16 protein-coding genes are annotated in these 21,029 nt (G+C 70.3%); 7 read left to right on the top strand and 9 right to left on the bottom strand.

The window, feature by feature from the left end:
- Positions 1–15 precede the first annotated feature (15 nt).
- Positions 16–183, bottom strand: coding sequence for a DUF3117 domain-containing protein (locus tag ACFSKW_RS53150; RefSeq protein ID WP_020545024.1), 168 nt, complete (start codon positions 181–183; stop codon positions 16–18).
- A gap of 178 nt (positions 184–361) precedes the next feature.
- Between ACFSKW_RS53150 and ACFSKW_RS53145 the strand changes: the two genes are divergently transcribed.
- Complete coding sequence (locus ACFSKW_RS53145; protein ID WP_379583262.1) at positions 362–1,138, top strand: PaaX family transcriptional regulator; 777 nt, start codon at positions 362–364, stop codon at positions 1,136–1,138.
- Positions 1,135–1,911, top strand: a complete 777-nt coding sequence (locus ACFSKW_RS53140) for an enoyl-CoA hydratase-related protein (protein ID WP_379583260.1) — start codon at positions 1,135–1,137, stop codon at positions 1,909–1,911. The genes ACFSKW_RS53145 and ACFSKW_RS53140 overlap by 4 nt, the downstream gene beginning before the upstream one ends.
- 24 nt (positions 1,912–1,935) lie before the next feature.
- Here the strand turns inward: ACFSKW_RS53140 and ACFSKW_RS53135 are convergent, their stop codons facing one another.
- The 6 genes from ACFSKW_RS53135 to ACFSKW_RS53110 are packed head-to-tail and all read right to left on the bottom strand — an operon-like array spanning position 1,936 to position 10,425.
- Positions 1,936–3,162 (bottom strand): alpha-L-fucosidase, encoded by a 1,227-nt coding sequence (locus ACFSKW_RS53135; protein WP_379583258.1) that lies wholly within the window; start codon positions 3,160–3,162, stop codon positions 1,936–1,938.
- Between the two features lie 55 nt (positions 3,163–3,217).
- Entirely contained in the window at positions 3,218–5,449 is a 2,232-nt protein-coding gene (locus ACFSKW_RS53130; RefSeq protein WP_379583256.1) for a right-handed parallel beta-helix repeat-containing protein, read from the bottom strand.
- Positions 5,446–6,828 carry a M1 family metallopeptidase gene (locus ACFSKW_RS53125; RefSeq protein ID WP_379583254.1) on the bottom strand — a complete coding sequence of 461 codons (1,383 nt, stop codon included), beginning with the start codon at positions 6,826–6,828 and terminating at the stop codon, positions 5,446–5,448. Before ACFSKW_RS53125 ends, ACFSKW_RS53130 begins: the two co-directional genes overlap by 4 nt.
- Positions 6,829–6,860: 32 nt before the next feature.
- Positions 6,861–8,528 (bottom strand): extracellular solute-binding protein, encoded by a 1,668-nt coding sequence (locus tag ACFSKW_RS53120; RefSeq protein WP_379583252.1) that lies wholly within the window; start codon positions 8,526–8,528, stop codon positions 6,861–6,863.
- Between the two features lie 27 nt (positions 8,529–8,555).
- Positions 8,556–9,443 carry a carbohydrate ABC transporter permease gene (locus ACFSKW_RS53115; RefSeq protein WP_379583251.1) on the bottom strand — a complete coding sequence of 296 codons (888 nt, stop codon included), beginning with the start codon at positions 9,441–9,443 and terminating at the stop codon, positions 8,556–8,558.
- Positions 9,430–10,425 (bottom strand): ABC transporter permease, encoded by a 996-nt coding sequence (locus ACFSKW_RS53110; RefSeq protein WP_379583250.1) that lies wholly within the window; start codon positions 10,423–10,425, stop codon positions 9,430–9,432. The genes ACFSKW_RS53115 and ACFSKW_RS53110 overlap by 14 nt, the downstream gene beginning before the upstream one ends.
- A gap of 193 nt (positions 10,426–10,618) precedes the next feature.
- Here ACFSKW_RS53110 and ACFSKW_RS53105 point away from each other — a divergent pair, with 193 nt between their 5' ends.
- The 5 genes from ACFSKW_RS53105 to ACFSKW_RS53085 all read left to right on the top strand — a co-directional run bounded on the left by ACFSKW_RS53105 (position 10,619) and on the right by ACFSKW_RS53085 (position 19,094).
- Positions 10,619–11,629, top strand: a complete 1,011-nt coding sequence (locus ACFSKW_RS53105) for a hydroxyacid dehydrogenase (protein ID WP_379583439.1) — start codon at positions 10,619–10,621, stop codon at positions 11,627–11,629.
- 34 nt (positions 11,630–11,663) lie between these two features.
- Positions 11,664–12,710, top strand: a complete 1,047-nt coding sequence (locus ACFSKW_RS53100; protein WP_379583438.1) for a LacI family DNA-binding transcriptional regulator — start codon at positions 11,664–11,666, stop codon at positions 12,708–12,710.
- 85 nt (positions 12,711–12,795) lie between these two features.
- Positions 12,796–14,127, top strand: coding sequence for a M60 family metallopeptidase (locus tag ACFSKW_RS53095; protein WP_379583249.1), 1,332 nt, complete (start codon positions 12,796–12,798; stop codon positions 14,125–14,127).
- A 342-nt stretch (positions 14,128–14,469) separates the two neighbouring features.
- Positions 14,470–16,740 carry a polysaccharide lyase 8 family protein gene (locus ACFSKW_RS53090; RefSeq protein ID WP_379583248.1) on the top strand — a complete coding sequence of 757 codons (2,271 nt, stop codon included), beginning with the start codon at positions 14,470–14,472 and terminating at the stop codon, positions 16,738–16,740.
- 2 nt (positions 16,741–16,742) lie between these two features.
- On the top strand, positions 16,743–19,094 hold the full coding sequence (locus tag ACFSKW_RS53085) for a DUF2264 domain-containing protein (protein ID WP_379583246.1): 2,352 nt from the start codon (positions 16,743–16,745) through the stop codon (positions 19,092–19,094).
- Between the two features lie 489 nt (positions 19,095–19,583).
- Here the strand turns inward: ACFSKW_RS53085 and ACFSKW_RS53080 are convergent, their stop codons facing one another.
- Positions 19,584–20,108 (bottom strand): EF-hand domain-containing protein, encoded by a 525-nt coding sequence (locus tag ACFSKW_RS53080; RefSeq protein WP_379583244.1) that lies wholly within the window; start codon positions 20,106–20,108, stop codon positions 19,584–19,586.
- Positions 20,109–20,511: 403 nt separating this feature from the next.
- Complete coding sequence (locus tag ACFSKW_RS53075; RefSeq protein ID WP_379583242.1) at positions 20,512–20,985, bottom strand: MarR family winged helix-turn-helix transcriptional regulator; 474 nt, start codon at positions 20,983–20,985, stop codon at positions 20,512–20,514.
- Between the last annotated feature and the right edge of the window lie 44 nt (positions 20,986–21,029).

Genomic DNA, 21,029 nt, shown 5'->3' with positions numbered 1-21,029 from the left:
TGGTTGAGCCGGCGGTCAGCCGACCACGTTCTTCAGCGCTTCGCCGAGCGCCTTCGCCTCGTCGGCCGAAATCTCCACGACGAGCCGGCCGCCACCCTCGAGCGGGACCCGCATGACAATGCCGCGCCCTTCCTTGGTGACCTCCAGCGGACCATCGCCGGTCCGCGGCTTCATCGCCGCCATGCGTGTATCCCTTCCTGCCATGGACTCCGCGGTTGCGATCAACGACCGCCCCGGTGGGTGGCCGACGCATTCACGTCTTCTGTGATGTCCTATTCTCCCGCATCGGAGTGCCAAATGGGTAACGATCTCCTCCCAGCATCCGTTGTCCAGCGTCGCGAAGCCGTCCAAACTGGTGCTCGTGAACGCACGCGCGGCGCTGTTCGATCTGTACGGGGACCACCTGCGTTCCCGCGGCGGGAAGGCCTCGGTCGCCGCCCTGGTCAGGCTGCTCGCGCCCCTGGAAATCGCGGCTCCCGCCGTCAGGACGGCGGTTTCGCGCATGGTCAGGCAGGGCTGGCTCGACAGGGTGCGGCTGCCGCAGGGCCCTGGATACGCCGTGACCGCCAAGGCCGTCAGACGCTTGGACGAGGCGGCGCTGAGAATTTACCGAGCGGGAACGATCAGCTGGCAGGGGCACTGGCACCTGGTCGTGCTGGAGCAGGTCAGGGACCGGGCCAAGAGGGAGCGGCTACGTGCCGACCTGGCCTTTCTCGGCTACGCGCCGCTGTCGGAGACGACCTGGGTCGGCCCTCGCCACTCCCCCGAGCTCGATCCGCTGCTGGCCAACGAGGACATCCGCGCCGACAGGTTCGACGCGGTGCTCGACGGTGATCCGCGCGAGCTGGTCGCCAGGGCGTGGGACCTGGCGGCGATCGGACACGCGTACGAGGAGTGGCTGGCCGAGGCGCAGAATCTGATCGCGGGGCTGAGCGATGGCGCGCCTGCCTCCCGGGTCTTCGCCACCAGGAGCAGACTGGTGCACGGCTGGCGCAACTTCCTGTTCCGCGACCCCGGGCTGCCCGCAGAGCTGCTGCCGCCCGGGTGGCAGGGCGAGAAGGCGCGGGCGTACTTCGAACAGGAGGCGGCCAGGCTGATGCCCGCCGCCGCCGCTTTCGTCGACAAGGAGCTGCTGTGATCCGTTACGACGTCGCCGACGCCGTCGCCACCGTCACGCTCGACCGTCCCGACGCGATGAACTCGCTGACGGTGGCGCTGAAGACCGCCCTGCTCGACGCGCTGCGCGAGGCGGCTGCGTCGGACGCCGTGCGGGCCGTACTGATCACCGGGGAGGGCAGGGCCTTCTGCGCGGGGCAGGACCTGCGCGAGCACGCCGAGAACCTGGAGGCGGGCAGGGGGCTGGCCGACACGGTGCGCGCGCACTACAACCCGCTGATCGAGCTGGTCACCGGCATGGACAAGCCGGTGGTCGCGGCCGTGAACGGCGTGGCGGCGGGCGCGGGCGCCTCCCTCGCCTACGCCTGCGACCTGCGCGTCGCCTCGGAGCGGGCGAAGTTCGCGATGGCCTTCACCGCGATCGGGCTCGCGCCGGACTCGGGCGCCTCGTGGACGCTCCAGCGCCTGGTCGGCGGTGGCCGCGCGGCCGAGCTGCTGCTGCTCGGCGAGCCGGTGGACGCGGCCCGCGCGCTGGAGCTCGGCCTGGTCTCGCGGGTCGTGCCGGAGGGCGAGCTGCTGAAGGCAGGCCACGAGCTGGCGGCGCGGCTGGCCGCGGGCCCGACGAAGGCGTTCGCCGCGACCAAGCGCGCGCTGGCGTTCGCGGCCACGCACTCGCTGGCAGAGTCCCTGGAGCTGGAGGCCGACCTGCAGGACGCGCTGGCGGCCACGGCGGACCACAGGGACGCCACCAGGGCGTTCCTGGCCAAGCAGCGCCCGACCTTCACCGGCCGCTAGTTCCCGCGCGCGGGCCCGCAGGGCTCAGAGAAAGAGCTCGATCACAGGGATCGCCACGTCGGGCCTGGTCACGGGCAGTTGCAGGGTGAGCGTGTCCTCAGGAACGCCGCTCAGGTAGGTGTGGCCAGGCTCGTTCGGATCGACCCTGAGCACCCGCACCTCCGACGCGTCGTGCAGGAACTGGGCGTACTTCACCTTCCCTGCGAGGCCCTGGAGATGGACGTGCCTCATCGGCCAGTTCAGCAGGTGCAGGTAGAGCCGGTCGCCGCGCTGGGTGTAGCGGCAGTCCTGCGGCGGGGTGAACTCCGACGCGCCCGCGCCGTAGATCGCCCTGCCGTGCAGCCTGGTCCACCTGCCGATCTCGCGCAGCCGCTCGACGGCGCGCGGCTCGAACTCGCCGCGCGCGTTCGGACCCACGTTCAGCAGCATGTTGCCGCCCTTGGAAACCGTGTCGACCAGCATGCTCAGCAGCAGCTCCGGCGACTTCCAGTCGAGGTTGTCACGGTCGTAGCCCCAGCTGCCGTTGAGCGTCTGGCACGCCTCCCACGGCACGTGGCCGGGCACCCCGCCCGGCGGCATGACCTGCTCGGGGGTGGTGAAGTCACCGCTCCCCAGATCGAGCCTGTTGTTGATCATGATGCCGGGCTGGAGCTCGCGGACCATCGCCTCCAGCTCCGCGGACCGCCACTCGTCCCTGCCCTTGGCGCCCATGCCGCGCCCCGGGTAGCTGAAGTCAAACCACATCGTGTCGATCCGCCCGTAGCCGGTGAGCAGCTCGCGGACCTGCCCGTGCAGGAAGTCGGCGTATTTGCGGACGTCCCTGGCGCCGTCCTCGCCCTGGTCGCGCTGCGGGTGGTAGAGGTCGATGGGGAACTCGGGGTGGTGCCAGTCGATCAGCGAGTGGTAGAGCCCGATCCGCATCCCCCTGGCCCTGAATGCCTCGAGCATCGGCCGCAGCAGATCCCTGCCGTACGGCGTCGCCGTCGCCTTGTAGTCGGTGAGCGCCGAGTCCCACAGGCAGAACCCGTCATGGTGCTTGGTCGTGATGACCAGGTAGCGCATGCCCGCGTTCCACGCGTCCTCCGCCCAGACCTTCGGGTCGTACAGGTCGGGGTCGAAATGGTCGAAGTAGCGCCGGTAGTGCGCGTCGTCCAGCTTCTCGTAGGACTTCACCCACTCGTGGCGGGCTGCGGCGGCGTAGATGCCCCAGTGGACGAAGAGGCCGAACCGCGCGTCGGTGAACCAGCTCATCTGCTCTCCAGGCGAGAAGGGGTACGGCCCGGCCGTACCCCTTCGGGTGCGTTGTTTACGGGTGGACCGATACTCCGGCGAGCCCGATCCTGCCAGTGCCCGTGCGCTGGACGCGCACGTAACGGGCATCGGCCGCGATCTCCACCAGCGACGGGCGGAGCGCCTTGCCCTGCAGGCTCACCCGTCTCGCGTCCGACAGGTCGGCGGTGGTGGCCACGATCACCTCGACGTCGCCGGTGGTCATCGAGGCGTCGTTCCAGAGCTCGACCGAGCCGATCCGCTGGACGGCGCCGAGGTCGACCTGCCACCAGGAGCCCTGCCGGCTGAGGGTCCTGGTGTCGGTCGTGGTGGAGCCGTCGACCGCGTTGGCGGCGCCGGCCGTACCGTCGGTGGAGGACTGGGTGGCCGACCCGCCGCGGGCCAGGTCGGGCGCGAGCTGCTCGACCGTGCCGCCGGGGGTCGCGCCCGCGGCCTCGGCCACCTGGATCGCGGTGTCAGGCAGCCGTACGAGGGCGGTGTGGTTGTCCGCCATCTGCGAGCCTCGCCCCGACAGGGCGGGGGCCGTGGTGTCCGTCCAGTTTCCCGTGGCGAGGTTCTCGATGCCGTACCCCGCCCAGTTGGAGACCCACTTGTAGCCCATGCGGGTCAGCACGTTGCCCTCGACGCGGATGTGGGAGCTCTGCTCGTCGAGGTAGACGCCGTTGCCGTCGCGTTCGGTGTTGCCGTAGGCGGAGCGGTTGACGTAGTTGCCGGAGACGACCGTGCCGGGCTGCGGTCCCTGGGTGTAGATCGCGCCGCCGTCATGCATGTCGAACTCGACCATCATGGCGTCGACGATCCGGTTGCCGGTGATCCTGTTGTCGCGCATGTCGGGCCGTTGCGCCTCCGGCTGGTTCCATCCCCAGCCGACGGAGATGCCGGAGTAGGGCAGCTTCTCCAGCGTGTTGTGGTCGACGGCCAGTTCGCTCTCGTACCCGGCCCAGATTCCCACCGCGTCGGTGAACTCCACGCCCGCGTGCGTGATCGTGTTGCGGGCGACCGTGTTGCGCTCGCCGCGCAGCTCCGCGGGCGGGTTGGGCTCGGTGTCGCCGACGTAGACCGCGCCTGAGGACAGGTCGGTGAAGCTCGAGCCGGTGACGGCCGAGTCCTTGGTCCCCCGCTCCAGGACGATTCCCGCGCCGCCGAGGCGGGTGAAGGCGCTGTTCTCCACCGTCACCTGGTGTCCGCCCCGCACGACGACCGCGGCGGCGGGCTTGGTGTAGTGGCGGCCCGCGTGGTCGACAGGTCCGGTGACCCCGGTCAGCGTCAGGCCCGCCTGCGTGCCCGCGTAGCCCTCGTCGGTGTCCGGCTGCAGGTAGGCGGCGTGCTCGAAGCCGAGACCCGAGATCGTCACCCTGCTCGCGCCCTCGATCCGCAGCAGCGTCTCGTGGGCGGGGGTGATCACGTCGCTGAGGTCCTCGCCCGGCTTGGGCAGGTAGGTGACGGTACGGCTGCCGCGGTCGTAGACGAACTCTCCTGGCCGGTCCAGCAGCTCGACGGCGTTCTCGAAGTAGGAGACCTTGGTGTAACGGCTGGAGTCGACGGTCGTGCTGTCCCATGCCGGGCCGGTGCGGTTCGTGCCGCCGGCGGAGTTGGTCCAGCACGGCTGGGCGAACGTGAGCAGGTCACCGTCGACCCTGTCGACCCTGCAGTGGTAGTTGCGCCAGCGGATCCTGATCACGGCTTCGGCGTTCGCGGGCTCCTTCCACGCGGCCACGCCGCTCTTCACGGCCCCGATCATGCCGGTCCTGGTGGCGTCGCAGACGCTCGCGGGACACGCCTCGCCGCGGGCGCGCACCGCCCTGACCCCGCCGACGAACAGCTGCCGGGGGATCACGCCCTCAGGCGCCCGCGCCACCCAGAGACCGCCTTCCTGCCGCCAGCCGGTGATCGGCACGCCGCCCGACAGCACAGGCCTGGCGCCCGGTACGGCGGTCCAGGTGACGGTGTGCCCGCCAGGGCCCGAATCGCGGCCGTCGAGGACGAGCGGCTCGTCCATGCGGTAGACGCCCCCGGTCAGCCGCACCTCGATGTCACGGTTCATGCCGCCCGCGATGGCCTCGCGGACCTTGTCCCTGGCCGTCTCCAGAGAGCAGGGGTTGACTTCGTTGCAGGCGCGGCCGGTGGCGCCGGGCGCGGCGTGGTAGACCTTGGGAGCGGGCGCCGGCCCCGTTCGCGTCCCAGCCGCCTCGGCGACGCCCGTCAGGCAGAGCGAGAGCACGGCGGTCAGGGCGAGCAGGCGTCTCATGAGAGCTCCAACGGAGGGTTCTTCTCGCCGAAGAGCCAGGCGCGCAGGAACGCGTCCAGGCCAGGACGGTGGGTCGTCTTCACGGCGTGCGCGATGAAGTCCTCGGTGGAGGCGTTGCCGTCCTTGTTGCGCTGGACCCAGCGGCGCATGACGCGGTCGAAGTCGCGGGCGCCGAGCTCCTTCTGCAGCGCGTACAGGACCAGCGCGCCGCCGTCGTAGATGTTGTAGCCGCCGAGGGCCTTGGGCCTGCCGGGAGGGCCGTCCTTGGCACGGACCTCGTCGAGCTTGCCGTACACGGTCCGCATCTTGTCGGCGAGCTTCTCGCCGCCCCGCTCCTCGGCCCACACGGCCGCGTAGTAGACGGCGGGGCCCTCGTTCAGCCAGGCGTCCTGCCAGGTGGCGGGAGTGACGGAGTCGCCGAACCACTGGTGGACCAGCTCGTGGACCATCGTGTTGGAGTACGTCGGCCTGCTGAACCAGCCGGTGCCGAACAAGGAGAGGGTCTGGTTCTCCAGCGCGTCGGTGTAGCCGGGGTAGATGTGCACGCCGTAGGTGGAGAAGGGGAACCGGCCGAACCTCGCCTCGGCCCACGCGATCTGGCCCGCGGTCTCGGCGGCTATCGGGCCGTAGGTGGCCTCCTGACCCTGCGGGACGACGTGGCGCAGCGGCAGGCCGTGCGGGCCTGTGCCGTACAGGTAGGTGCCCTTGACCACGGCGAGGCCGAGCAACTCGGGCGGCATCGGCTCGCGCTCCTCGAACCGCCAGACGTCGCCCTCCCTGCCGGCCTGCTCGCCGTTGGCGGTGGCGACGTAGCCGTCGGGAACCTTCACGCGGAAGGTCCACGTGGCCTTGTCGGACGGGTGGTCGTTGACGGGGAAGAACGTGTCGGCCCTGCTGGCCTGCGCGGCGGCGGCGAACCCGCCGTCGGGACCGAACCGCCAGCCGGTCAGGCCTGAGCGCGGGGCCTTGCCGTTGCCGTGAAGCGTCACCGTCGCGGTGAACGGGCGGTGGTCGCGCAGCGGCTCGGCCGGGGTGACGGTGAGCTCCTGACCCGTGCGGCCGGGGGCGAGCGCCCAGGTGGCGGGGCGGCCGTCGACGGTGACGGAGTCGATCGTGTGGCCGTCGGTGTCCAGGTTGAAGGACGACAGGTCCTGAACGGCCGTGGCCAGGATCGTCACCGTGGCGGTGAAGTCGTAGGTGACGGGGGTGAAGTCGAAGGAGACGTCGTAGTGGCGGACGTCGTAGCCGCCGTTGCCGAGGTCGGGAAAGAGCGGGTCGCCCAGGCCCGGCGCTCCCGGGGCGGGGGCGGCGTGGGCGGGCGGGGCGAGGGCTCCTGCCGCCATGGCGGCGAGGGCCAGAGCTGAGATCGTTCGTTTCATGGGGGGTGTCACACCTATCGTCGGGGGGTGGTTCAGCCGGTGCCGCCGGTCTTCTGGATGACGCTCTCGAACTCGGCGCGGATCTTGTCGCCGCCCTGTGCCTTCCAGTCCTTGACGAGCTGGTCGAGGTCGGACATGGGCGCCCGGCCCGCGATGATCGAGGTGAGCCTGTCGGTGCGCATGGTGGAGAGCGCCTCGAACCTGTTCTCGCTGGTCGGCGAGAACAGGCCCGTGGTGGGGTCCTCGACGCCGACCGCGATCATCTTGGACAGCGCGTCGTGGGTGAGCTTGACGGCCTCGCTCGATGAGGCGTCGAAGACCGGCTGGGTGGGGGCTCCGAGGTACTTCCACGGAACGGTCGTGTCCTTGGCGCCCTGCTCGGTGAGGATCGGGTTGCCCTTGTCGTCGCGGGTGTGGTCGGTGCCCTCGACGCCGTACTGGATGAGCGTGTACTCCTCGCTGCCGAAGGGGGCGGCGAAGAAGTCGGCGACGCGCAGGATCTCCTTGACCTTCGCCTCGTCGGCCTTCTTCACGAAGTTGGTGGCGAAGACGATGTTGTTGAGGAACGCCGCCGTCTTGCCGCCGACGGGCAGCATGGGGCGGGGGTCCGCCTTGGGGTCGATCTTCTTCTGGGTCTGCAGGTAGCCCGAGGGGCCGAGGAAGGCGGGCATGCCGTCGTAGGTCATCGCCGCGCGGCCGGCGTTGAACTCGTTCTTGCGCTTCAGCGAGTCGAAGCCCTCGGAGCCCGGGTAGATGACGCCCGCCTCGCGCAGCGCGCGGGTGTACTCGACGGCGGCCCTGTACTCCTCGGTCTCGAACGCGGCGACCAGCTTGCCGCCCGGCTCCAGGCGCCAGCCGTTGGGTGCGCCGAAGAGCTGGGCGAAGATCGACAGGCCGAACAGGCCGCCGGTGGCCGCGACCACGCCCCAGCGCTTCTCCTTGGGGTTGGTCACCGCCTTCAGCAGCTCGGCCAGCCGTTCGGTGTCGGTGATCTGCGCCAGGTCGGTGACGCCGGCGGCGGCGAACAGGTCGGCCCGGTAGAAGCCGAGCCCGCCGACCATGTTGCGCGGGATCGGCAGGCCGAAGAGCCTGCCCGCGACGATGCCCTGCTTCCAGAACACCTCGGGGATGGCGGCCAGGTTCGGGTACTCCTTGACCGCGTCGCCGCTCAGGAACGGCGTCAGGTCGCTGCACTGGCTGGACACGAAGGCGGGCAGGTTGTTGACGCCCTGCGTGGAGACGTAGGGGAACAGGTCGGGCAGGTTGCCGCCGGCGACCATGGTGTTGAACTTCGTCGGCCAGTCGGCCTCCGGCACGATCATCAGCTCGGCCCTGCCGCCGAGCCGCTTCTCGATCTCCTGCCACGCGGCGTTCTGCTCGCGGGGCGGGGGCGGCGGCAGGAAGGTCTTCGACGCCATCGTCACCGTGCCGCCCGACATCGGCGGCTTGGCGACCGCCTTGAACAGCTCCTTCGGATAGGTGAAGTAGCCCTCGGGCACCCCGGCGGGGGTGCCGGGCAGGTCGGGCCTGGCCGCGCCGGGCAGCGGCACGTACGTCGGCAGCTTGATGGTCAGCCCCTGCGCCTTGGTCGCGGGGGCCGCGCCGGAACCGCCGCCGCAGGCGGCCAGCAGCGGGGAGAGAGCGGCGCCCGCGGTGGCGGTCGCGCCGAGGCGGAGGAGTCCGCGCCTGGACAGGTTCATGGTCTTCCTTCGGGGTGGAGGGCGGGCTCAGCCCTTGATCGCGCCGGTGAGCACGCCCTTGGTGAAGTAGCGCTGCAGGAAGGGATAGACGAGGAGGATCGGGACGACGGCGACGACGAGCACGGCCATCTGGATCGCCTGCACGGGCGCGGGGGCCTCGGTGCCCACGGCGCTCTCCAGCGTCCGGCCCTGCAGGATGAAGGTGCGCAGGATGTTCGGCAGCGGGTGGCGGTCCGCGTCGTCGATGTAGAGCAGGGCGTTGAAGAAGTTGTTCCAGTAGGCGACCGCGTAGAACAGCGACACCACCGCGATCACCGCCTTCGACAGCGGGAGCACGATGCGGACGAGGATCCGCAGGTCGCCCGCGCCGTCCATGCGGGCGCTCTCCAGCAGCTCGCCCGGCAGGTTCATGAAGAAGGAGCGCAGCACGACCAGGTTGAACGCGCTGACCAGGCTGGGCAGGACGAGCGCGCCGGAGCTGTTGAGCAGGCCGAGCTGGTTGACCAGCAGGAAGTTGGCGATGATGCCGGGGTTGAAGAGCATGGTGAGCAGCGCGATCATCAGGATCCACTTCGAGCCCGTGACCTCGCGGCGGCTCAGGCCGTACGCCATGCCGATCGTGGCCGTGACGCTCGCCAGCGTGCCGAGCCCCGTGACCAGCACGCTGACGAGCAGGGCGCGGGTGACGGTGCCTCCGTCGAAGACCGCACGGTAGGCGTCGAGCTGCGGCGAGGTGGGCAGCAGGACGAAGCCGCCGCTTCTGGCGATCTCCGACTCCGAGGAGAGGCTGGTACCGAGGACGCCGACGAACGGATAGACCACCAGCAGCGTGATCGCGACGATGACGGCCGCCTTGAGGCCGGTGCCGAGCCTGGAGGGCCGCTCCATCCATGCCGGGCGGTCACTTGCCCGCATTGCGGTACACCCCCTCGTGGCCCAGCAGGTGCGCCACCTTGTTGGCACCGAGCACCAGGGCGGCGCCGACGACCGCCTTCACCAGGCCGACGGCCGCGGCGGGACCCCACTGGCCGTCCTGGACGCCGTTGAAATAGACGAACGTGTCGAGCACCTCGCCCGACTCGGGACCCACCGCGTCACGCTGGAGCAGGATCTGCTCGAATCCGACCGACAGGATGCTGCCGAGGTTGAGGATGAGCAGCAGGATGATGATCGGCGTGATGCCCGGCAGCGTGACGTGCCAGAGCCTGCGCCATCGGCCCGCGCCGTCCATCGCCGCCGCCTCGTACAGCTCGGAGGGGATGGACAGCAGCGCGGCCAGGAAGATGATCGTGCCCCACCCGCAGTCCTTCCAGATGACCTGCAGCGTCACCAGCAGAGGGAAGGCGTCGGGGTCGGTCATCATGTCGTAGCGCGGCAGGCCGATGCTCTCCAGGAAGTCGGGCAGCACGCCCGCCCCGCCGATGACCTGCTGGAAGATCGAGACGATGATCACCCAGCCGATGAAGTGCGGCAGGTAGACCACGCTCTGCACGAACCTGCGGGCCTTCTCGCTGACCACGCTGTTGAGCAGCAGAGCCAGCGCGATCGGGGCGGGGAAGAAGAGCACCAGCTGGGTGAGCGTGATGCGCAGCGTGTTGCCCACCGCGTCCCAGAACCGGGGGTCGCCCAGCATGGTCGCGAAGTTCTGCAGGCCGATCCACTGGCTGTCGAGGAAGCCGATGTACGGCTGGTAGTCCTGGAAGGCCGCCACGTAGCCGAAGAGCGGGACGTAGTGGAAGACCAGGAAGTACAGCAGGCCGGGCAGGGTGAGCATGAGCATGACCCGGTCCCGCCAGAGGCGTTTCCTGAGCGGCAGGCGCTTGGGCACGACCGCGGGGGTTTCGGTTCCGGTACGGCGGGCCGTACCGGAACCGACGGCTTCGAGGGGAGTCGTCATGCGTGGTCCTTCCAGTTGGCGTGACCGTAGTAAGCGCTTTCTTGATTCGTCAAGAGGGAGAGACGCCTTTTGTAGCCGAGCTTGACGCCTGATCTGGGGAGGGCCTAGCGTGCGGCGCACGTTCTCGATAGAACGCGCTTACTATGCTGACGAGTCCTGGGTTCGACGTTTCGGGGAGCGTGATGTGACGGTCATGGAGGTGCGGCTCAGACCGCGCACCGTCCTGGCGATGGCGCCGGGAGTGCGCGAGGAGGTCTTCGCCAGGGGCGCCCTCGACCGGCTCGCCGAGCTGGCCGACCTCCACGACGACGTCCTGCACAACCTCTCGGCGGCCGCCGCGTCGCGGGCGCTCGCCGCGGCCGAGGTGCTGGTCACGGGGTGGGGTTGCCCGCCGCTCGGGCCCGAGCTCCTGGAACGGGCGCCCGGACTGCGGTTCATCGCCCACGCGGCGGGGACGGTGAAGACGTTCCTCGACCCCGCGGTGCTGGAACGGGGCGTGCGCGTGTCGAGCGCCGCCGACGCCAACGCCGTACCGGTGGCCGAGTTCACCTACGCCGCCATCGTCTTCGGGGTGAAGCGCGCCTTCACCCTGGCCCACAGGTACCGGGAGCACGGCACGAAACGTGACTTCACCGGGGTCCCGTGGCTGGGCGCTCGGCGGATCATCATCGGCGTGGTGGGCCTGTCGCGGATCGGGCGGCGGGTCGTCGAGCTGCTTCGCGGGCTCGAGGCCGAGGTCCTGGTCTACGACCCCTACGCCGACCCCGTTGAGGTGGCCGGCATGGGTGCGACCCCTGTCGACCTCGACACGCTGGCCCGCCGCTCGCACGTGGTGACCCTGCACGCGCCGAGCACGCCCGAGACCTACCGCATGCTGGACCGCTCTCTGCTGGCCACGCTCATGGACGGCGCGGTCGTGGTCAACACCGCCAGGGGCACGCTCATCGACACCGAGGCCCTGCTGGAGGAGGTCGCGAGCGGCCGGCTGGACGCGATACTTGATGTCAGCGACCCCGAGCCGCTGCCCGCCGGGCATCCGCTGTTCGGGCTGCCGAACGTCTTCCTCACCCCGCATCTCGCGGGCGCGCAGGGCAACGAGCTCGGCAGGCTGGCGGACTCCACGGTCGAGGAGGTCGCCAGGTACTGCGCGGGGCTTCCGCTGCTGCACGAGATCCGGCTCGACGCGCTCGACCGAATGGCATGATCTTCACACGGGCAAGGAGGAGCCGGTGACCGACATGAGCTCGGCGACCATCGCCGACGTGGCCAGAAGAGCCGGCGTCTCCAGCGCGACCGTCTCCAGGGTGATCAACCGCAACTACCCTGTCGCGACGTCGACGAGGGAGCGGGTCGAGGCGGCCATCGCCGAGCTGGGCTACGTCGTCAACGCCCACGCCAGGGCGCTGGCCGGGGCGACCAACAGGACGGTCGGGATCATCATCAACGACGTGGTCGACCCGTTCTACGCCTACATCGCCAGGGGCGTCGAACGCGAGGCGACCAGGCACGGGCGGCTGTGCATGGTGTGCTGCACGCAGGGCAGCCACGAGCAGGAGCTCGCGCTCATCGACCTGCTGCACGAACAGCGCGCCGACGCGGTGATCCTGGTCGGCGGGGCGCACGAGGACCGCGCCTACGCCGCGGAGGTCGCCCGCAGGGCCCGCGCCCTGCACTCCGCCGGCTCGACGCTGGTGCTGTGCGGGCGGCCCTCGCTGGGCGACGACGTGCCGACCAGGGTCGTGGAGTACGACAACGAGGGCGGCGCCTTCGCCATCACCGACTACCTGATCACGCAGGGGCACCGCAGGATCCTGTTCCTGGGCGGGCCGTCCTCGCTGTCCACGACGATCGCCCGTCTGGCCGGGCATCGCAGGGCGCTGGAGATGCGCGGGCTGCCGCAGGCCAAGGAGCTGGTGCGCACCGGGTCGTTCAGCCGCAGGTTCGGCTACGACACGATCAGGGAGCTGCTGGCCGAGCGGCTGGACTTCACCGCGGTCTTCGCGGCCAACGACACCGTCGCGGCGGGCGTCATGCAGGCGCTGGAGCTGGCGGGCGTGTCCGTGCCCGAGCAGCTCTCCGTCGTCGGCTACGACGACGTGCCGGTGGCTCAGGAGCTGCGGCCGCAGCTGACGACCGTGCGGATCCCGCTGGAGGAGATGGGACGGCAGGCCGTACGGCTGGCGCTGGGCGTGGCAGAGGAGGGCGACTACCTCGCGCCCGTGCAGACCACCACGAGGGTGGGGACGACCGTCGTCGTGCGCGGATCGGTAGCAAGCGCTTACTAAGCCTCTGCCGCTGAGCTGCATAGAAAGACGTAGAAAGATTCACAAGCCCTTGACTCGCCCTAGAAAGCGCTTACATGCTGCCGTCATGACGACCACCCCCCTTTCGCGTCGCGGCTTCCTCGGCGCGGCCACCGTCGGCGCCGTCCTCCTCGGTTCCTCCCCTGCCTTCGGCTCCTCCGCCACCGGCGCGTTCGGACCCGCCGGCCGGACCGTGGTGCTGCGGGCCAGGCCCAGCGCCGAGAGCGAGCGGCTGAGGCTCCAGCAGGCACTCGGGACCACGAACTTCCGCCCCACCGGGCTCTATCTGCCCGCCGCCGCCGAGCTGACCGTCGAGGTCGACGCGAAGGACGGCCTGCTGCCCACCCTGCACGTCGGCGCCCCCGACACCCACGCCGACGTCACCTACAAGAACCCGCGCGCCTACCCCCTGACCTCGGGCGTCAACACCGTCACCGACCCCGGCGGCGGCATGGTCTACCTGTCGCTGATCGGCTCCTCGACCGAGGACCGCAGGAAGGCCAAGGTGAAGTTCGTCCAGGGCGGGACGCCGGCGCCGACGTTCGTGATGGGCGAGACGACCGAACAGGCCTTCCAGTCACAGCTCGACACGCTGACCGCCGCGCCCCAGGTCGAGCTGGTCTCGCCGTACGGGATCGTCACGGTGACAAGGGACGGCATGCTCGCCTGGCGCGACCAGGACCACCACGGGCTGCTGACCCTGCTCGAGACGATCGTCTCCTCGCACGCGGCGATCTCGGGGCTCGCCGAGCGGGAGCGGAGCCCGCTGCCGTTCCACCTGGTGGAGGCGCCGCGCATGCCCACGGGGGCGGGCGCGTACGCCACCCACGGCTGGACCGCCTACCCGCGCACCTACCTCGACCGGCTGCTCACCGTGGAAGGGCTGCGGACCAGAGGGTGGGGCGTGTACCACGAGCTCGGACACCAGCACCAGCAGATGGCCTACAAGCCGACCGACCTCACGGAGGTCACGGTCAACATCTACGCGCTGGCGGCGCAGCGGACCCTCGGACAGCCGTCGAACCTCACCAAGCCGGACGCGAAGACGGGGCTCACGCCGTACCAAAGCGCGCTGCCGAAGCTGCCGAGCTCCGGCTACGTGAAGGGGTTCGGCGCCTACGAGAAGTTGGTGCCGTTCCGGCAGCTGGAGCTCGCCTACGGGGACGACTTCTGGCCCCGCCTGCACCGGCTGGTCCGTTCCGAGCGACCTGCGTCGGAGTGGACGGAGACGGACAAGAGGTGGGGGTATCTGGCGCTTTACACCTCCCGCACGGCTGGACGGGATCTGAGCGGGTTCTGGACGCGATGGGGAGCGCCGGTGACGGCGGAGTACCTGGCACAGGTGGCCGCACTCGGCCTGCCCGCCCCCGACGTCGACCCGAGCACCCTGGCCGAGTAGGAGCCCGACCTCATGCGCCCCTCCCCGTCCTCCCCGTCGCCCGCCGCCTCCGCCGGCTCCTCGCCCCTGATCACCGCAGCCGCCGCCGAACCCGGGCCCGTGCGGCCATCACCGGCGGCCTCCCTGGTCGCCCCGATCTCCTCCGGCCCGGGCGCACCGCTTGGGAACGACCCCATCCGTGTCACCTCCAGCCGGCGAGGTTTTCTCGGGCTGGCCGGTGGCCTGGCCGCCTTCCTCCTCCCCTCGGGCCCGTTGTCCACAGCCCCCGGCGTCAACCCCGCGTTTTCCACAGAACCGGGCTCGGCAACCATCTTCCCCACCCCGACCAGCCAGACTTCCGGCGTGACCGAGTTCGCCGCCCTCCGCGCCAAGGCCACCGCCATGCTCACCGGCGCCCCCTTCGACCCCGCCGACCCCGCCTTCGCAGCGCCCATCGCCAGGCTCGACGCCTCGGCCACCGCCCTCCGCGACACCATCGACCTCTCGCCCGGCCGCACCTTCCTGTGGCCCGACCTCCCGCTCAAGGGCGCGTCAGGCGACATCTCCAGCAGCCACCAGCGCCTCCGCACCCTCGCCACCGCCTGGGCGACGCCGGGTTCGAAACTCCACGACGACGCCCGGCTCGCGACGGAGCTCCTCAACGCCCTCGACTTCCTCTACGCCCGCGCCTACAACGAGACCAAGAAGGAAGTGGGCAACTGGTGGCACTGGGAGATCGGCGCCTCCAGAGCCCTGATCGACACCTGCCTCCTGATGTACGACGTCATCGCCCCTGAGCAGCGCGCGGCCTGGATCCGAGCCGTCGACCGCTTCTGCCCCGATCCCGACCGCAGGACCAACCTCACCAACTTCTCCGAGACCGGCGCCAACAGGGCCGACAAGGCGCTGATCGTCGCCCTTCGTGGAATCGTCGGCGACGACGCGGCGAAGGTCGCCCTGGCCCGCGACGGGCTGTCCGACGTGCGGGACGGCGGGCGTAACACCCTGTTCGGCTACGTCACCTCCCGCGACGGCTTCTACGCCGACGGCTCCTTCGTCCAGCACGACACCGTCGCCTACACCGGCTCCTACGGCGTCGTCCTGCTCCAGTCGGTCAGCGCCGTCCTCGGCCTGCTCGGCGGATCGAGCTGGGAGGTCACCGACCCCAAGAGAGCGGTGATCCTCGACGCCGTCGAGCGGACGTTCGCGCCGTGGATCCACGACGGTCTCATGATGGACAGCGTCAGGGGCAGGGCCGTGTCGCGCGGCGGCTACCGCGACCACGACGCCGGACGTGACACCGTCGACGCGGTGCTCCAGCTCGCGAGCGGCGCGCCCGAGCCGTATGCGACCAGGTTCAGGTCGCTGGCCAAGGGCTGGGTGAGCAGGGGCAGGTTCGTGGAGCGCTCGGGCATCGCGGCGACGGCACGGGCCCGGGCCGTGCTCGACGACCCGGCGCTGGCCGCCGCGTCCAGGCCGGTCGGGCATCACGTGTTCGCCGACATGAACCGTGTCGTGCACCGCCGTACAGACTGGTCCTTCGCCCTCAGCCTCGACTCCAAGCGGATCGCGGCCTACGAGTGCGGCAACGGGGAGAACTACCGCGCCTGGTACCAAGGCGACGGCGTCACCTACCTGTACACCGACCTCGACCACTACAGCGCCGACTACTGGCCGACCGTCGACTCCTACCGGCTGCCGGGCACGACGGTCGACACGCGGCCGCGTGATCCCGCGGTCTCTGTGAGCGGCACCGGCACGTTCCGCCCGTCGAACGCGTGGGCGGGCGGCGCCGTCCTCGGCGGGTACGGCGTGGCGAGCCTCGAGCTCATGGCCATGGGCACCACCCTCACGGCCAGGAAGAGCTGGATATGCCTCGACGACGCGGTGGTCTGCCTGGGTGCGGGCATCACCAGCACCGACGGCAGGACGATCGAGACCATCGTCGACAACCGCGGCACCACAGGCGTCTTGGTCGTCGACGGCGTCCCCGCGCAGGGCGCCGAGGGTTCGTCCGTCTCCTCGTGGGCGCATCTCGAAGGGGTGGGCGGCTATGTGTTCCCTGGTGGCGCGCCGCTGCGCACGCTGCGTGAGGTGCGCACCGACACCTGGAGGGCGATCAACGACGGTGCCGACACGGGAGGCGCCGGCGGGCCGGTGTCGAGGGAGTACGTCACGCTCTGGTTCGACCACGGTGCCGACCCGACCGGTGCGAGCTACGCCTACCTTCTGCTCCCCCACGCGACCGCCGAGCAGACCGCCGCCCATGCGGGCGTCGAGATCCTCGCCAACTCCGCCGAGGTCCAGGCGGTCGCGGCCCAGCAGGGCAAGGACCGGCTGTTCGCCGCCACCTTCTGGTCCGCGGGCGAAGCGGGCGGGGTCACCGCCTCCGCTTCCTGCGCCGTCCTCGTACGGCGGGCCGGCGACCACGTCTCGCTGGCCGTCTCCGACCCCAGCAGGACCGTCGACACCGTCACACTCACCCTCGACCACCCCGCCCACGGCGTGGCCGGCGCCGACGACACGGTCACCGTCCGACCGGGTAGGAACCCCACGATCACCGTCGGACTGGCCGGATCGCGCGGCCACACCCACACGGCCGAGCTCACGGTCGGCCGCCACCGAGAAGGCTAGGCATGACCCCTCCCTACCTGTCCCTGCCGCCCACCGACCGACTGCTCTCACCACGTACCGGCTGGACGCGCGCCCATTGGGAGAAGCTGGCCGACCACCTGCTCGACTCGGTCGTGCCGTACGCGTCGCCGGGCTTCGCCCAATACCGGCTACCTGGGAGAGCCAGCTGGTCAGGGGTGGCGCTCGACGGTCTGGAGGGGTTCGCCCGCCCGTTCCTCGCCGCCGCGTTCCGCATCGCGGGCGCGCGCGGACAGGTACGCCCCGAGCTGATCGAAAGGTACGCCACCGGCCTGGCCAACGGCACCGATCCCGCGAGCGACGAAGCCTGGCCCGCGCTGACCGACTGCTCCCAGCAGATGGTCGAGGCCGCCTCCATCGCGGTGGGCCTCCACGAGTCGAAGCCGTGGCTGTGGGACCAGCTCCCGTCCGACGTGCAGGAACGGGTGGTCGCCTGGCTGAGCGGCTTCATCGGGAAGCGGACGTGGGACAACAACTGGATGCTGTTCCAGACCGTGAGCGAGGAGTTCGTGAAGTCGGTCGGCGGGCCGTACGAACAGGACGAGATCGACAGGGGCCTGGAACGGATCGAGGACTGGTACGTCGGCGACGGCTGGTACACCGACGGCGGCACCCGGAACTTCGACTACTACGGCGGCTGGGCGCTCCACCTGTATCCCCTGCTGTGGACCCGCATGTCGGGCGACACCGATCGGGCCAAGCTCTACCGCGACCGCCTGGCCGAGTTCCTCACCACCTACCAGCATTTCTTCGGCTCCGACGGCGCGCCCGTCCACCAGGGCCGCTCGCTCTGCTACCGCTTCGCCTCGCTCGCGCCCGTCTGGCTCGGCGCGCTCGCCGACGCCACCCCGCTCAGCCCGGGCCAGACCAGGAAACTCGCCTCGTCCGTCGCCCGCCACTTCGTCGAACGCGGCGTCCCCGACCGCCGCGGCCTGCTTCCCATGGGCTGGTACGACACCTTCCTGCCCACCACCCAGGCCTACTCAGGGCCCGCGTCTCCGTACTGGGCGTCCAAGGGTCTCCTCGGCCTGCTGCTGCCGCCCGAACATCCGGTGTGGACAGCTCGCGAACAGATGCTCCCCATCGACGAGCACGATCTCACCGTGGCCATCCCCACCACCGGCCTGCTTCTCCACGGCACCCGCCACGACGGCATCGTCCGCCTGATCAACCACGGCAGCGATCACGGCGCCCCGCCCGACGACCCTCACTACGCCAAGCTCGCCTACTCCACGCGCACCGCCCCCGAATCCGCCGAACACGCCTGGGCCAGAAACGTCGACAACCACCTGGCCCTGCTCTCCGCCGACGGCCTCCCCTCCCCCCGCGGCACGATCCATCCACTGACCTGCGGCGACCGTACCGCCTCGTCCTATACGGAAACTCCCGACGGCGCCCGCATCACCACAACCTCGATCGTCCGCGGCGCCTGGGAAGTCCGCATCCACACCATCGCCCCCACCCAGCCCACCTCCGCAGCCCCCACCCCCTCCACCGAACCGCCCACACCGGCACCCACCCCAACCGATGCCCCCTCCGCCGAACCACCGTCACCCCGCCTCACCCCGGCCGACGCCCCCTCCGCCGAACCGCCGACACCGGCACCCATCCCAACCGACGCCCACTCCGCCGAACCACCCTCACTCCGCCTCACCCCAGCCGACGCCCCCTCCACCGAACCGCCGACACCGGCACCCACCCCAACCGACGCCCACTCCGCCGAACCACCCTCACCCCGCCTCACCCCGGCCGACGAACCGCCCCCACCGGGCCCCACGCCAGCCGACGGCCCCTCCGCCGAACCACCGCCACTGGACCCCATACCAGCCGACGCCGCGAGATCCGAAGGCCACGGGCACTCGCCGGAGTCCTCTGACGTCATGGAGACAGCTGCGCGCACGAGCGGCTTGACGGTTCGGGAGGGAGGCTACGCCGTCTCCGACGCCTCGCCGCCCGCCGCGGCCACCGGCCCCGAATGGGCATGGACCCGCCGTTCGGACGGGCTCACCTCAGCGATCATCGGCCTGTACGGCTGGCAACACGCCAGCGTGTCCCGCGACGTGGAGTCGAACGCCTTCGGACCGCACTCGGCGGTGCCGTGCTTGCACGCGGACACGCCTGGCATCCACGTCTCGCTCATCGTCCTGTCGGGAGACGCCGTTCACCCGTCCGCTCTCCGTGACGCGATCACCGTCGACGTGACCTCCGACGCGGTCACGATCACCTTCCCCGACGGCGACCACCAGGCCCACCCGCTGACCCAGGCCGACCTTGCCCCGCCAGGACGCCCCCTACACGGCCCGGAGCTTCCGCCGCCACGGCGTGGCGCAAAGTAATGGGAGCCCGTATGAAGAGAAAGGGCGACGTTCCGGATATCCCTACAATCAGCGGTGGACACTCATCGACTCCGCCTGCGTCTTCGCACCTGACATGGGCTCTGGAGTTGAGCTCGGGTGCCACTCGTGCCCCGTACCTTCAAGAAGCCCACGTCCGGCGTGAGCGCCTCCAGCCGGCCGAACTCGGGATCGCGGCGAGTTCCTTTGATGATGTTCTGCGCCGGATTCATGAGCCGGGTCAGAGCGTCCCTGCCGGCCAAACCCGGCCTTGAGGAGTATGTGCAGGGATTACGGCATGGAGGCTGCCCTCTCCAACGTGGCCTTCTCGTCACACCGACGCCCGAGCCGGCCCGGCCAGGAGATGAAGCCGCCACACTCCCCAACACAGCCACCTCGTCACACCGACACCCAAGCCGGGCCTAGCCAGAAACCGAAGCCGCCACACTCCCCAACACAGATGTCGTCACGCCGCCACCCGAGCCGGTCTGGTCAAGGGATGGAGGGCGTGCCGAAGACGTGGGTGCCTGGTGCCGCGGGGTCGTCGCCCGCCCAGAACTCGCTCCAGTGGAGGGTGAACTCCGTGCGGGAGATGATGCCGTCGCCGTCAGCGTCGAGGCGGGCGAACACGGCGGTGGTGTCGGTGGGGCTGCCGTTCCACGCCTCGATCATCCGCTGGTACTCGGTCGAGGAGATCCGGCCGTCGCCGTCCTCGTCGACGGCTTCGAACATGGCCTCGGCGGTGGCGGTGACGGCGTCTGGTATCTGGCCGAGCAGATCCACGACAGTGAGGACGTCGTCGACCGTGACAGACTCGGGGTCGCGGGAGTGCGCGGCGAGCGTTCCCCACCAGCCATGCATGATCGCAGTCAGGCGCTCCTCATCACCCGCTGCACGGACGGACGCCCAACGCCGCGCGAGGGACTCGAAGTCGCTCTCGCGCAATAGGCCGTCGCCGTCGGTGTCCATCGCACTGAAAACCAGTTCCACCTTGCCCCGCTGGAATGTGCTCGCCATGCGGCGGATCGTCCCCGGCGTCACGGCAGACAACCCCTGCCCCACGGACTCCCTCTCCTTTCGGCACAGTGACAGAACCATTGCTGTGAGTAACTCCACGACGTGCGAGACTCTCGTGGATCTTCGGAATCAGGGAGGCTCGCCGCACACGACCGCGCTCGCTGGCATAGCCCGCCGACGCCGTTTCGCCGCCGCTGGGTGGCGGCTCGACGTTCGGGGACGACGGCGTGTTCAACCAGGAAGGCTCGCTGCACACGACCGCCCGCGCCGACACAGCCCACCGGCGCCGTTTCGCCGCCGCTGGGTGGCGGCTCGGCGTTCGGGGACGACGGCGTGTTCAACCAGGAAGGCTCGCCGCACACGACCGCCCGCGCCGACACAGCCCACCGGCGCAGCACGCCGTTCACCGCGGGGTGGCGGCTCGACGTTCGGCGGCGACGGCGTGTTCGATGCCGGTCAAGGTGTTGAGTTGCTGTGCCGACAGCACGCCGGTGAAGTGGCGGTCGATCGAGGCGAGGTGGGCGGGGGTGGCCGCGTCGTAGGTCTGCTGCCCGGCCTCGGTGAGCAGGACGTCGTCGCCGCGGCCGTCCAGCTCGCATGCGTGGCGGGCGATCAGCCCACGCTGTTGCATGCGGCCGAGCTGACGCGACAAGCGGCTGTGGTCCCAGTTCATGTGCGCGGCGAGACCGATCACCCGTACACATGTCTCCTGGCTCGACATCTCCGCCACCGCGGCCAGCACTTCGTAGTCGGGCATCGACAGGCCTGAATCCCGTTCCAGGTCGCGGGCGATCTCGGCGTCCACGGACAGGTGCAGCCTGCGGTAGGCGGCCCAGGCGTCGAGCGCGGCCCGGCTTGGCGTTGGTTCAGGGGTCATGACGGCAGTCTACGAAACTCTCGTGACATGTAACGAACTTCTCT

Origin of the sequence: Nonomuraea mangrovi (assembly GCF_042681425.1) — a bacterium.
GTDB lineage: Bacteria > Actinomycetota > Actinomycetes > Streptosporangiales > Streptosporangiaceae > Nonomuraea > Nonomuraea mangrovi.
Note: the sequence above shows the minus strand (reverse complement) of the source record. Positions and strands in the feature narration are given on the sequence as shown.